Origin of the sequence: Sorangium sp. So ce385, from assembly GCF_051474135.1 — a bacterium.
GTDB classification, from domain to species: domain Bacteria; phylum Myxococcota_A; class Polyangia; order Polyangiales; family Polyangiaceae; genus Sorangium; species Sorangium cellulosum_D.
The window spans coordinates 2661884-2675136 of the sequence record NZ_CP150337.1 but is presented as its reverse complement, the minus strand read 5'-3'; the positions used below and the strand labels follow the sequence as shown (position 1 = coordinate 2675136).

General features: G+C 71.0%; 11 protein-coding genes. 5 read left to right on the top strand and 6 right to left on the bottom strand.

Annotated elements, in window-relative coordinates; translation table 11 throughout:
* Positions 1-96 precede the first annotated feature (96 nt).
* From WME83_RS10020 to WME83_RS10005, 4 genes are all read right to left on the bottom strand, one after another.
* Positions 97-951, bottom strand: coding sequence for a CPBP family intramembrane glutamic endopeptidase (locus WME83_RS10020; RefSeq protein WP_437319048.1), 855 nt, complete (start codon positions 949-951; stop codon positions 97-99).
* A gap of 222 nt (positions 952-1173) precedes the next feature.
* A complete protein-coding gene (locus tag WME83_RS10015) occupies positions 1174-1563 on the bottom strand; it encodes a nuclear transport factor 2 family protein (protein ID WP_437319047.1) in 390 nt (129 codons plus the stop codon).
* 153 nt (positions 1564-1716) lie between these two features.
* Complete coding sequence (locus WME83_RS10010; RefSeq protein ID WP_437319046.1) at positions 1717-2649, bottom strand: helix-turn-helix transcriptional regulator; 933 nt, start codon at positions 2647-2649, stop codon at positions 1717-1719.
* A gap of 100 nt (positions 2650-2749) precedes the next feature.
* Positions 2750-3352: a hypothetical protein gene (locus WME83_RS10005; protein ID WP_437319045.1), complete on the bottom strand. Its 603-nt coding sequence runs from the start codon at positions 3350-3352 to the stop codon at positions 2750-2752.
* 433 nt (positions 3353-3785) lie between these two features.
* Between WME83_RS10005 and WME83_RS10000 the strand changes: the two genes are divergently transcribed.
* From WME83_RS10000 to WME83_RS09990, 3 genes are all read left to right on the top strand, one after another.
* Positions 3786-4520 carry a SanA/YdcF family protein gene (locus WME83_RS10000; protein WP_437319044.1) on the top strand — a complete coding sequence of 245 codons (735 nt, stop codon included), beginning with the start codon at positions 3786-3788 and terminating at the stop codon, positions 4518-4520.
* Between the two features lie 303 nt (positions 4521-4823).
* Positions 4824-5864, top strand: a complete 1041-nt coding sequence (locus WME83_RS09995) for a MerR family transcriptional regulator (RefSeq protein ID WP_437319043.1) — start codon at positions 4824-4826, stop codon at positions 5862-5864.
* Between the two features lie 25 nt (positions 5865-5889).
* Positions 5890-7317: a carotenoid oxygenase family protein gene (locus WME83_RS09990; protein ID WP_437319042.1), complete on the top strand. Its 1428-nt coding sequence runs from the start codon at positions 5890-5892 to the stop codon at positions 7315-7317.
* A gap of 330 nt (positions 7318-7647) precedes the next feature.
* On the opposite strand, the gene WME83_RS09985 is transcribed toward WME83_RS09990, so the two are convergent.
* Positions 7648-8250, bottom strand: coding sequence for a hypothetical protein (locus WME83_RS09985; protein WP_437319041.1), 603 nt, complete (start codon positions 8248-8250; stop codon positions 7648-7650).
* Positions 8251-9051: 801 nt separating this feature from the next.
* Here WME83_RS09985 and WME83_RS09980 point away from each other — a divergent pair.
* Together WME83_RS09980 and WME83_RS09975 are read left to right on the top strand one after the other, a co-directional pair.
* Positions 9052-10545: a serine/threonine protein kinase gene (locus tag WME83_RS09980; protein ID WP_437319040.1), complete on the top strand. Its 1494-nt coding sequence runs from the start codon at positions 9052-9054 to the stop codon at positions 10543-10545.
* Positions 10546-10858: 313 nt separating this feature from the next.
* A complete protein-coding gene (locus WME83_RS09975) occupies positions 10859-12103 on the top strand; it encodes a serine/threonine-protein kinase (protein ID WP_437319039.1) in 1245 nt (414 codons plus the stop codon).
* Positions 12104-12351: 248 nt separating this feature from the next.
* Here the strand turns inward: WME83_RS09975 and WME83_RS09970 are convergent, their stop codons facing one another.
* Positions 12352-13245, bottom strand: coding sequence for an SDR family oxidoreductase (locus tag WME83_RS09970; protein WP_437319038.1), 894 nt, complete (start codon positions 13243-13245; stop codon positions 12352-12354).
* Positions 13246-13253 lie beyond the last annotated feature (8 nt).

Genomic DNA, 13253 nt, shown 5'->3' with positions numbered 1-13253 from the left:
CCCCCGGTCGAGGAAGCGCGCCCGAGCGGTGGGAGCGTCATCTTCCGTAGAGCTCCCATTGCATGGGACCCGCCCGACGTCGCGCGATGTCGAGGATCAGCGCGGGAGCACGTTGGCTGGGCGCTGGCGCGCCACACGGAACAGCGCGATGGCGGCAGCGGTCCACGCGATCAGCGTGACGACCGACCCCTCGACGCCGTAAGCACCGCCGCTCAGCCACGCCGGACCGGCCGGTGTCACCTGAATCCAGCCGCGCGCCGCGTGGCCGGAGACGGGCACGGACATCATCGCATCGAACAGGTAGTTCCAGGCGAAGTGCATGCCCATGGCGATCCATACGCGGCGGGTGAGCAGGTAGACGCCGAGCAGGCCGGCGCCGGCCGATGCCGTGGCCAGAATCGCGAGGACGCTCACGTTCTGGTTCGGCAGGTGGGCAAGCGCAAACAGCAGAACGTTCGCTGTCACGGCGATGCGGAACCCCCACCGCTGCTCGACGATGCGGAACAGGATGGCGCGGAACACGAGCTCCTCGAAGGTCGCGACCATGATCTGCTCCGGCAGCGGCTTGAAGATGGCGCGCCAGTCACCCAGGCCCTGCACCTGCAGGGCGCCACACAGCAGCAACGAGCCGGCCACGCCGACCGCCAGCGCCGCGCCGACGCCGATGCCCATGCCCAGCTCCGGCAGGATGCGCGGCCCGGCAGCTTCGAGCGGCTCGCGCTTCTCCACCCTGCGCACGTAGAAGCGGTAGCCTGCCATGCATGCGGCCGCGGCCAGCAGCGTTGGCCACACCACGCGCAGGGGTCTGGGCACGATCTCGGACAGCATGAGCAGCAGCGCCATGCTGCCGATGGAGGCGAGCACCGCGAGCAGGATGCGGACGAAGGTGTTTGCGAGGAGGCGCTTGCCCAGCGAAGGGCGGGGCGCTGGGTCAGCGGTGGCGGTGCTCATTTGTCTTCCTTGGTCGAAGGGCTCCCGGAAACCCTCTGCGCGCCGCCCTCCGAAGTACCACATCCGTTCGCCGCTCCACACCTCCCCGTGCCCACGATCGCGCTTCTTTTACCGACGCGCCCGGTCGCCGCGCACGGCGTGAGGTGTCGTGCGCCGATGGGTGACCGGCTGTCGGCTCGGCGAGGGGTAGGCGCGCGCCGCCGTGGGTGCGAGGCGGCGCGCTCAGAACATGGCGCGGGGGTTCGGCGCGTCGGCCGGGATGTCCTGCAGCACGTCCCAGTGCTCGCAGAAGCGCCCGTCGGCGACGCGGAAGATGTCGACCACCGCGACGCCGCGCGGCCGCCGCGGGTTCACGAGCTTGTAGTGCACCACGGCGTAGTCGGCGTCGGCGATCATGCGCTGGATCTCGACCTGCGCGCCGTCAAGCGGCGTCTCGCCGTCGCGGAAATAGGCGATGAAGGCCTCGCAGCCGTTCGCCCCCGGCGCGGCGCGCGCGTCGGGGTTGTGGTCGACGAAGTCGGCGGTCAACAGCGCGCGGACGGCGTCCCAGTCCCTGCCGACCACGGCGTCGTACAGCTCGAGCAGCATCTGCTTGTTGCGTTCGGGGTTCATACGGAGGGGGCGTGCCTTTCTGCACCGGGGGGCAGGGCCGCTCGCCGGTGCGTGCTCACCCTCGCAGCGGGGCGCGCGGCGGGCTTGAATCTGCGCGCCAATCGTCGGCGCCAATCGTCCGCTGCCGCGCGCGCGCCGCGCCGTGGGCGCGCGCTAGCGCGTGCGCGCGACCGCGCGGTACGCGCTCGGCGGCATGCCCGACGCGGCGCGGAACTCGCGCGCCAGGTGGGCCGCGTCGCTGAACCCGTACGCGTGCGCGATCTCGGTGAGCGGCCGAAGCGAGCCGGCGATCGCGACGGTGGCGTCGCGCATGCGCACGCGGCGCGCGAGCGCCGAGGCCGTGGTGCCGTGCGCCGCGAGCCGGCGTTGCAGCGTGCGGACCGACTGGCGCGTGGCGTGCGCGAGGCCCTGCGGCGTCCACGGCGCGTGCGGCTCGCGCGCGATCGCCGCGAGCGTGGCGGCGACCGGGTCGTCCGCGGCGCTCGGTGAGTGCAGCGTCTGGCGCGCGGACGGCGCCGGCGCGGTCCGGCGCGACCACGCGAGGCGGAGCGCGAGCGGCGGCTCGGCGAGCGACGCGGGCCCGAGCCAGCGGGCGTCGCAGGCGAGATCGCGCCACGGTCCGCGCGCGGCGCGCGCCGCGACGACGAGCTCGCCGTGGCCCATTCGGCGCAGCAGCGCGGCGAGCACCCCGGTGATCATCACGGTCTGGCTCGCGGGGGCGAGCTCGCCGGCGTACGGCTGCGCCGCGAGCTGCAGGGCGCCGGCGCCGTCGAGCGCGAACCGCGTCTGGTGGCGCACGCCCCACGCGCGCTCGAGCGCGCTCCAGCGATGCGCGAGCTGCGCCACGCTCGCGGCGCTCTCGAGCAGGTAGAGCGTCGGCGAGAAGGTCAACGCGTCGAGCCCGTCGCCCAGCGCGAAGACGGCGCCGAGCCCACCGACGCGCGCGCGCTCCGCGACGAGCGCCCGCAGCGGCGCCGCGGGGCTGAGGGCCTGCAGGGCGGGGTCGGGCGCGCGCGCGACGTGCGCGTCGCGCGCGCGGACGCGCTGCGCGAGGTGGAGCAGCTGCAGGCTGACGTTCTGCGACACGGCGTGTGGGCGCAGCGACAGGCGGGTGGACGGCCGCGCGCGCTCGCGCCCGAGTGTGGCACATGCGCGCGACGCGCGCTCCCCCGCCCCTCGCGCTGGATCAGTGGCTCCAGCTCGTGCCTTCCGCGATCTTCTGACCGGCCGGGCCGAACGTCGTCTGGAGCACCGACTTGCCCTGGATGCGGACCTTGGTGACCGTCTTCGGGATCGACCAGCTCACGACGTCATCGCAGCTCGGCTGGATGAAGCCGCCGCCCGGGTAGTACACGCCCGTCTTGCTCTTCGTCGCGCCGATCTGCACCCAGCAGCCCTCGACCTCGTCGAAGCCGTAGAGCGTCGCCGTCGTCGTCGTGTGCTCGCAGACGCTCTTCGACTTGCCGGCGTTGACGCTGTACGCCATCGCCGTCTGGGTCGACGCGAACGCGTTCTTCACGTTCGTGACCTCGACGACGTAGTTGCCCTTGCTGCTGTAGTAGGTGTTGTCCGGCGACTCGCGGATCGTGAAGCTGCCGACGTCGCTCGAGTTCGACTGGGCCGCGGTCTGGTCGGCCGTCGGCGGGGCGACGCACAGCGCCTGCGAGGTCTCTTCGACCTCCTCCAGGCCGGCCAGCTCCGCGTCGAGGTCGGTCGCGTCGGCGACGCAGCCCACGAGCGCGAACGAGGACACGAGGGACGAGGCGAGGAGGGTCATTGCACGCTTCATGGTTGAGCTCTCTTTCGGGTATTTAGTTGAACGACACGTGATCTGACGCGCGGGCGGTCCGCCGCGGGTGCGACGAGTCGAGTCCATCGATTGCCCGGGTCGCCCCGCTCGCCGCTTGGACCGCGCCGAGCGTCACGCAACGCCTTTAAACAGGAAGCGTGCCACTCCCCGATCCCGGCGCTCGGCCGCGCGCACGTCGGCATTTTCGCGCCTTCGCGCGCTCCGCGGCCCGGGCGGCCCGCGCCCGCGCGGGCGCGCTGAGGGCGCGCCCCCTCAGCCTGGAGGCGCCGCCCTCCAGCGCGGAGTCGTCAGGGGGAGATCGGAGCGCGCCGGCGCGCAGGCCGGTGTGGGACGGCGGGCGGCGGCGCCGGCGCTCGGGGCGCGAGGGACACCGCGCCAGAATACGAGCGCCGGACGGCGCGTTGACCCGGGCGTGCTCCCGAAGCCTCGCCCGGCCCGGCCTCGCCTCGGCGCGTCGACCCCTCGACGGCTCGCCTACCGCGCGCTCGCGACCCTGGTGTTGCTGCTGCTCGTCGGGGGCGCTGCCCTGACCGGCGCGCGCCTCTGGGTCCTCCGGTCGGCGCGCATCTACCGCGCGCTCGACGCCGTACCGCGGGGCGAGGTGGCCATCGTCCCGGGCGCGCTCGTGTGGCCGGACGGAACGCCGTCGGCGGTCCTCGAAGATCGGCTCGCCGCGGCCCTCGATCTGTACCGCGCCGGCAAGGTGCGGCGCGTCCTGGTCTCCGGGGACCACGGGCGCGTCGGGTACGACGAGCCCAACGCCATGCGCGCGTGGCTCGTCAGCCGGGGCGTGCCTTCCGAGGACGTGTTCCTGGACCATGCGGGCCTGCGCACGCTGGACACGATGCAGCGCGCCGCGCGCGTCTTCGGCGTGCGCGATGCGGTCGTGTGCACCCAGGGCTTTCACCTGCCGCGCGCCCTGTACCTGGCGCGCGCGGCGGGCTTCCCCGCGGTGGGCTACGCCGCCGACCGGCGCGTCTACGCGAACGCCGACCGCGACGCGCGGCGCGAGCTCCTCGCCACGGCGCTGACGCTCATCGACACCTGGTCAGGCCGCGGGCCGCGTTTCCTCGGGCCGCCGGTGCCCATCCAGGGCGACGCGAGCGCTTCCCACGACGCGTGGACGCGCGGGCTCGTCGTTCGATGAGGCGCGCCGCGCGTCCGACGACGCGCCCTCCAGAAGCTGGCTTGATGGCCCGTTGAGCCCTGCCGTCCTGCTCGGTCGCGCCATCGCCGGCCCCTGCACGCACACGCGCCGACATGAGCGGTGAGCGGCGTTCGGCGCCGATCCGGGCCCGGGCCAGCGAGGCTGCGCACTTCGCCAGCAGACAGCGCCTGCTGGTCGGTCTGGTCGTGGGCCTGAACGACGACGACCGCCGACCCCAGGGAAAACCGCTTGACCCTCTCGCAGCGGCAGGGTCTAGGCTGCCTTCCACTCGAGAGGGAAGGCATGTTGCTGAGGATTGGCGAGCTTGCCCGGCGCACCGGGCTGACCGTGCGGGCCTTGCGGCACTACGACGAGATTGGCCTGCTGGCGCCGTCCGGGAGGTCCATGGGTGGCTACCGCCTGTACGACCGGAGAGACCTCGCCCGGCTGTACCGCATCCAGGCGCTGCGGCGCCTCGACCTGTCGTTGGCTGACATCAAAGACTTGCTCGACAACGCGGCTGGCGGGCTCTCGGAGGTGGTGGCCCGGCAGGTGGCGCAGCTCGACCGCGAAATCCTGCGAGCGTCCGCGTTGCGCACCCACCTGCTCGCCGTGCAGGGTCAACTGCAGGCCAACGAAGAGCCCGGCATCGACGACTGGCTCGTGGCGCTCGAGAGCATGGTCGCGGGCTCGAAGTACTTCAGCGACGACGAACAGCGCACGCTCAAAGCGCAGCGCGACGGTTTCACCGACGCCGTGGCGCCCGAGCGCGCCGGCTTGTCGGCGTGGCTGCACAAGCTGGTCGCGGCCGGCGCGTCGCCCGAGAGCCCGCAGGCACAGGCGCTCGCGCGACGTTGGATCGAGCTGCTGCTCGAAGAAGCCGGCGGCGACGAAGGCCTGCTGATGAAGCTCTACGCCATGCACTGGAACGAGCCGGCGCTCCACGCGCTGACCGGCGTGGACCGCGCCGGCATCCGGTACATCTCACATGCGATGGCCTTCGCGCGTCTTCAGCTCTACGCGCCCTACTGCAGCGCCGCCGACATGGCCACGCTGCGCCAGCACTATGTTGCGCAGACCGACGCATGGCCGCCGCTCATCGCCGAGCTTCGGCGACAGATGGCGGCAGACGCGCCTGCCGATGGCGCAGCCGTGCGCGCTCTCGCGCTGCGTTGGCAGGCGCTGTCGCTGGCCAAGGCCGGCGGGGACGCCGCGCTGGACGCGAAGCTGCAAGCCGCATTCCGCCACGACCCGGCCCTGCGCGTAGGCTCCGGCATCGACGCGACGCTGATCGACTATGTCGGGCGAGCCATCGCGCAACTCGACGCCACACCGACTTCCTGAATGAATTGAATCCCGAAGGCCTCACGTGAACGCAAGAACGCAGAAGAATCCTCATTTCTTTACCGGCAACTACGCGCCGCTCCGCGAGGAGCACGACATCGCGGCGCTCGAGATCGAGGGCACCCTGCCGCCCGGGCTGGAAGGGAGCCTGTACCGTGTCGGCCCGAACCCGCAGTACGCGCCGCGCGACGACGACTATCACTGGTTCTCCGGCGACGGCATGGTGCATGCGTTCCACATCGGCGCCGGCAAGGTGTCGTACCGCAACCGCTGGGCGCGCACGCCGAAGTGGCAGCTCGAGCACGAAGCCGGGCGCGCGCTCTTCGGCACCTTCGGGAACCCCGCCACCAGCGACCCGCTGGCGCAGGGCCGCAACGGCGGCACGGCCAACACCAGCATGCTGTGGCACGGCGATCGGCTGTTCGCGCTCGAAGAGTCGCATCAGCCCTTCGAGCTCGACCCCCGCACGCTGGCTTCCCAGGGGCACCAGAGCTTCGGCGGCCGCGTGACCTCGCGCTGCACCGCGCACCCCAAGATCGACCCCGAGCGCGGCGAGCTGCACTTCTTCGCGTACTCGCCCGACGGCCCCTGCTCGCCGAGCATGCTCTATGGCGTGATGGACGCGCGCTGCGAGGTCACGCAGCTCCAGTCGTTCACGGCGCCGTATGCCAGCATGGTGCACGACTTCATGGTGACGCGCGGGCATGTGCTCTTTCCCGTCACGCCGCTGACGCTCAGCGTGGAACGCGCCATGCGCGGCAAGCCGCTGCTGGCCTGGGATGCGAGCTTGCGGACCCACGTCGGCGTGATGCAGCGCGGGAAAGCGGCCGACGCGCTGCGCTGGTTCGACACCGACGCCTGCCACGTGTTCCATGTGATGAATGCCTGGGACGACGGCGACACCATCGTGGCCTACGTCATGCAGTCGGAGACCGCGCCCGGCCTGCCCGACGCCGAGGGCCGCCCCGGCGACCCCGAGGCGACGGCCGCGCGCCTGTGCCGCTGGACCTTCCACCTGGCGGATGCAGGCGCCGGGTTCCGGCGTGACTACCTCGACGATCTCGTGGCGGAGTTTCCACGCATCGACGAGCGCTACACGGGGCGGCGCAACCGCTACGGCTTCTACACCTGCCATGCGACCTCCCGCGCTAGAGGCGACTCGGAGAGCGTGCTCTACGACAGCCTCGCCCGGTTCGACTTCGACACCGGCGAACGCAGCATTCACACGCTGCCGCGCGGCGACGTGGTGTCCGAGCCGGTGTTCGTGCCGCGCGCGGAGGGCGCGGCCGAGGGCGACGGCTGGCTGCTCGCCGTGGCCTGGCGTGAACAGGAGACGCGCAGCGACTTGCTGGTGTTCGATGCCATGCGCCTTTCCGCTGGACCCGTCGCGGTCGCCCGCTTGCCGCACCGCGTGCCATTCGGGTTCCACGGCACCTGGCGGTCCAGCGTGTAACGCGGTTCGGGATGCCATCCGCGCAGCGCCTCCCCGCGCGCCGAAGCCGGAGTCCGGCGCTGCGGTACCCGGGAGCGTGGAGCGCGACGGCGCGCCGCTCGCGCCCCGCGCGGAGGCGAGCGCCCCGGCCGCGCAGGGCGGCCCGCGCACCAGCCTCGGCGCCGGCGTGGCTCACGCCGTAGCCTCTTCGGGCGTTCGGCCCATGCCAGCCTTCAGCGCCTCCCCGAGGCGCTCGAGCTCCCGTCGACCATCGCTCGCCGTCGCGACGAGATCCACCTCGTGGAGGCGCACCTCCCACGCCGGCGCCCCGGGCGCAGACCAGAACCTGGATCAGTGGCTCCAGCTCGTGCCTTCCGCGATCTTCTGACCGGCCGGGCCGAACGTCGTCTGGAGCACCGACTTGCCCTGGATGCGGACCTTGGTCACCGTCTTCGGGATCGACCAGCTCACGACGTCATCGCAGCTCGGCTGGATGAAGCCGCCGCCCGGGTAGTACACGCCGGTCTTGCTCTTCGTCGCGCCGATCTGCACCCAGCAGCCCTCCACCTCGTCGAACCCGTACAGCGTCGCCGTCGTCGTCGTGTGCTCGCAGACGCTCTTCGACTTGCCGGCGTTGACGCTGTACGCCATCGCCGTCTGGGTCGACGCGAACGCGTTCTTCACGTTCGTGACCTCGACGACGTAGTTGCCCTTGCTGCTGTAGTAGGTGTTGTCCGGCGACTCGCGGATCGTGAAGCTGCCGACGTCGCTCGAGTTCGACTGGGCCGCGGTCTGGTCGGCCGTCGGCGGGGCGACGCACAGCGCCTGCGAGGTCTCTTCGACCTCCTCCAGGCCGGCCAGCTCCGCGTCGAGGTCGGTCGCGTCGGCGACGCAGCCCACGAGCGCGAACGAGGACACGAGGGACGAGGCGAGGAGGATCATTGCACGCTTCATGATTGAGCTCTCTTTCCGGTATTTAATTGAACGACACGTGTTCTGACGCGCGGGCAGTCCGCCGCGGGTGCGACGGGTCGAGTCCATCCGTCGCCCGGGTCGCCCTGCTCGCCGCTTGGACCGCGCCGAGCGTCACGCAACGCCTATAAACAGGAAGCGTGCCACTCCCCGATCCCGGCGCTCGGCCGCGCGCACGCCGGCATTTTCGCGCCTTCGCGCGCTCCGCGGCCCGGGCGGTCCGCGCCCGCGCCGGCGCGCTGAGGGCGCGCCCCCTCGGCCTGGAGGCGCCGCCCTCCAGGGGGGAGCCGTCAGGGGGAGATCGGAGCTCGCCGGAGCGCGGGCCCGCGCGGCCTGGCGGGCGGCGGCGCCGGCTCAGGCGCGATCGACACGTCGAGCGCGTACGGCCGCCCGTCCGGCGTGCTCGCGCCGCGCTCGCCGTGGCGCGCCGCGGTGGCGTCGCGTGTGCCAGCGGCCAGCGCGACGAGGTCTTCGCCGGAGCCTCGGAGAGCAAGCCGACCAAGCCGGGGTCCGGCGCCGCGGTCGCCGTGAGCGTGGAGCGCGACGGCGCGCCCCCTCTCCACGGGAGCCCGTCACGGCCGGCGCCGTGCGCGGCACGATGCCGCTCGTCCACGATCGGGAGACGGGGCGACTCGCCGCGGCCAGGGCGAGTGGAAGGGGAAGGGCTCTCACGTAAGCTCCATTGCCGGTGCAGAACGTCTCATGGTATCGTCGAGCCCCCGCCGGGCTCAGCGGGGATGTTTTACCGAGTTCGCATCCGGTACACATCGGAGCCTGAACCTCATGAGTGATGATCCCCAGCTAGCACACTGTACAGCACGCATCGGAACGGTCCTCCGGGGCAAGTGGCGCATCGATTCGCTCATCGGCGTCGGCGGGATGGCCGCGGTTTACGAGGCGACACACAGGATCGGCCGGCGCTGCGCGATCAAAATCCTCCATCCGGAAATCGCGGTCTCCAAGGAGCTTCGAGCCAGGTTCGAGCAAGAGGCGCTCGCGGTGAACCAGCTCGGTCACCCCGCAGCCGTCAATGTCCTCGACATCGATACGAGCGAAGATGGCTCGCCGTTCCTGGTGATGGAGTTGCTCGACGGTGAATCGCTCGGCAAGCGCGCCCACCGCTCCGGCGGCATCGAGGAGCGCGAGCTGCTCCGCGTCGTCTCAACCGTGCTCGAAGTGCTCGACGTCGCGCATGGGCTCGGCATCGTTCATCGAGACATCAAACCTGACAACCTGTTTTTGACGTCTTCAGGCGGCGTCAAGGTCCTCGACTTCGGGATCGCTCGGATGAAACAGGGCGGATCCAATGTTCGCACACGCATCGGCTCGATGCTCGGGACTATACCTTACATGTCGCCCGAGCAGATCGCGGGTGGCCAGATCGATGGGCGGGCCGACATCTTCGCCGTTGGCGCGACGATGTTTCGGGTCCTGACAAGGCGCCATGTCCACGAGGGCTCCACGGAGAGCGAGCTCCTCATCAAGATGGCGACGCAGCCTGCGCCGGCCCTGCGCACCCTTGCCCCCTCTGTCAGCCCAGAGGTTTGCGCCATCGTCGATCGCGCGCTCGCCTTCGATTCGTCGCGCCGCTATCCGACGGCCCGGGCCATGCGTGAGGACATCGAGCGATTTTTGGCCGCCCATGCTCCCCCTCACGCGCCAGCCCCAGTGTCGATCCGAGCCGACGTGTCGTCTGCGATCAGCGTCGACGACCCGACGATGGCTGCTCCTGCGCCCGGCCGAGCGATGCAGGCACCAATGATCGTATCCGTGCCGCCTCAATCTGCTGCGACCAGCCCACAAGCGGGCTCGAGCTCGCCATTATTGATGATTGCGGTGATCGGCTCTTTTGCTATCACCGCTTGCCTCGCCGCTGCCTTCTTCGTTGTTCGCTCGCGAGACTCCACCGAAGAAGCTCGTGAGAGCGCGGACGCTCGAACATCTCAAGAGGACGAGGCGCGCGGCAGCTCTCGCGCGATGGCGACGTCCTCCAGTACCAGCACGCCATCCTCGACGGCCAGCACGCCATCCTCGGCTACCAGCACGCCCCCGTCGACCGCTGGGCCCTCATCGGCGCGCAGGCCCGCCCCCAATAGCAAGTATCGCCTCCTCATCAAAGACGGCAAATATCCATTTTGCGTCACGTCGAAGTTGAAGTATGCCTACCCGGTCCGCACGAACGACGAGGGCGTCAAAGTGTGCAGCGGCACCCCCGATGGACCCATTCCGATTGATGGACTTAAAGCCTACCACCCCTCCGAGCTCCAATGGGAATAGCTCTGTGAGACGCGGCGGCCTTCTTTTGTACCGTGTCGGCTGCCGAGGAGCACGCCGCCGCCCAACTCCCCCGATCGCCCGCCCTCGATGTCCTCATCGCGCCTTCGGGGCGGGGCGGGCGGCGACCGGCGAGCTACGGCTCGATGCGCTGAGGTCACCCTTGTAGGCTGATGTCGGTGGACGGAGCCGAGCCGACGAACATCGCGGAGCTGCACAGCTCTTCCGTGCGGTGGGTGGATTGAGCGGGATGTCCGCTCGGACGGCGGTGCGGTTCCTCCGCTCTCAGCACCTTTGTGCGTGTACACTCCTCGGCATGCCGGGGATCATCCCACCCAGGGGGCGCTCAAGCACCGACGACGTCACGGTGCCGATGCTCGGACAACAACGCGACGCATCCGTCGTCGAGCTCTCAAGCTCGGCGCTCGGGGAAGAAATCGAGACTGCGGCACGGCCGTGGTCGGACGACGCGCCCACGTTGGTGCGCTCGGACGACAAAGCCCCAGCGCTGATCGGGAGCTTGATCTCGGAGCGGTACCGCGTCCATGAGCTCCTCGGGCAGGGCGGCATGGGAGCCGTGTACCGCGGCGAGCAGGTGCACCTCCGCAAGCAGGTCGCGATCAAAGTCCTCCAGCCGAGCGCCCGGAACCTCCCCCAGATCGTGGCGCGGTTCGAGCGCGAGGCGATCGCGGGGGCGCATATCCAGCATCCGAACGTGGTCTCGGCAAGCGACTTCGGTCGGCTCGCGGATCGGTCGCATTTTCTCGTCCTCGAGTACGTCGAGGGCACCCCGCTCCAGGACGTGATCGCCTCGGCGCCGCTCCCCGCGCGCCGCGCGCTCCACATCGCGAGGCAGATCGCGTCTGCGCTGGAGGCGGTGCACGCGAAGGGGATCGTGCACCGCGACGTGAAGCCGCAGAACATTCTTCTCGGCGCCCGCGATCAGGTGAAGCTCATCGATTTCGGCCTCGCCAAGGTGAACGTAGAGCTCCTGTCCACCGAGAGCCGCGAGGCCGCGCGCAAAGGCCAGGACCTCACCGCTGCCGACCAGGTCCTCGGCACGCTCAGTTATCTCGCGCCGGAGGCCGTGCGCGGCATGGATGCGGTCGATGCTCGCGCAGATCTTTATGCGCTTGGAATCATCTTGTACGAAATGCTGTCCGGGAGAAGCCCGTTCGACGCGAGCGACGGCCAGTCTTCCTTCCGCAGGCGGCTCCTCGAGGACGCGCCCCCGCTCCGCCAGCGTGCTCCGCGGTTAGGTATCCGCCCCGAAGTGGAGGCGATCGTGATGCGGCTCGTCCAGCGAGACCCGACCCAGCGCTATCCGACGGCCACCAGCGTGCTCGCGGCCATCGACGGGGCCATCGCGGCGATGGAGGGCGCGCCGAAGCAGCTCGATCCGACCGTCACGATGCACCCCGGAGCTCCGGGGCACCCGACGAGCGCGACATCGCTCGCGTCCAGGTGGACCTCGCCGGCGATGCGGCCGTGGCTCATCGCGTCCATCGTCGTGTCGCTCTTGCTCAGCGTCGCCTTCTCGATCGCCATCCTGCTCAGCTGACAGAGACTCGACAGGGCCACATCGAGGGAGCAGGCTCGCGAGCGCCGCTGGCGCGCATGAACGGACGATTTCGGAGCACGAGTCGGACGAAGCGCGCCGTCGACTCCCCGGCGCCACGAGGCGAGCGCGGGCCGCGTCGAGCCGCGTCGAGCCGCGGCGCCGCCCGCGGGCTCGTCGGCGCCCGCAGCAGGATCACCGGGCGGCTCGCGAGGCGGACCGACCGTCGCGGAGCCGGCGCGCGCTCCCGGCTAGAGCTGACCCAGCCCGGCAAAATAGGCCGGCTGGGCGAGGTCGGCGAGCAGGGTCGGCCCGGTGGGCTCCCAGCCGGTTAGCTCGCGCGTGCGGGCGCTCGACGCGGGCGCGTCGGCCGCGGCGAAATCGGCGAACCAGCCGAAATGCTCGCGCGGGCGCGGCTCGACCGGCAGGTCGAGCGCGCGGCCGATCGCCTCGGCGATCGCGCGGAACGCGATCCCCTCCTCCGCGTTCGCATGATAAACGCGGGCCGGCGCCCCCGCCTCCAGCGCCAAGCGATAGAGCCGACCCGCGTCCGACACGTGCACCGCGGGCCAGCGGTTGGCGCCGTCGCCGAGGTAGGCCGACACGCCCTTCTCGCGCGCGAGCCTCGCCAGGATCGCCATGAAGACGTTGTCGCCGATCCCGTGCACCGTGGGCGCGAGCCGGACGGTGCCGACCCGCACGCCGCGCTCGGCGAGCGCGGCCGCCGCCGCCTCGGTCTTCCTGGGAAAGCTGGGATCGGAGAGCGGCGGCATGTCCGCCTCCGTCGCGACCCGGCCGGGGGCGATCAGCGCCAACCCCGTGGTGACGAGGATTGGCTTGCCCGTCCCGACCAGCGCCTCGCCCATCGCCTCGATCGCGCGCCGGTCCTGCTCGCTGCTCTCGGCGAACTTCGAGAAGTCGTGGTTGAAGGCGAGGTGAATCACCGCATCGGCGTTGCCAGCCGCCTCGGCGAGCCTGTCGAGGTCGTCGAGGGTGCCGCGCAGCACGTCCGCGCCCTTCGCGGCGAGCCCCGCCGCTTTCTCCTCCGACCGCGAGAGGCCGAGCACCTGGTGCCCGGCGCCCAGCAGCTCGTCCACCACCACGCTGCCCACCCACCCGGTGGAGCCCGTTACAAACACGCGCATCGCACGAC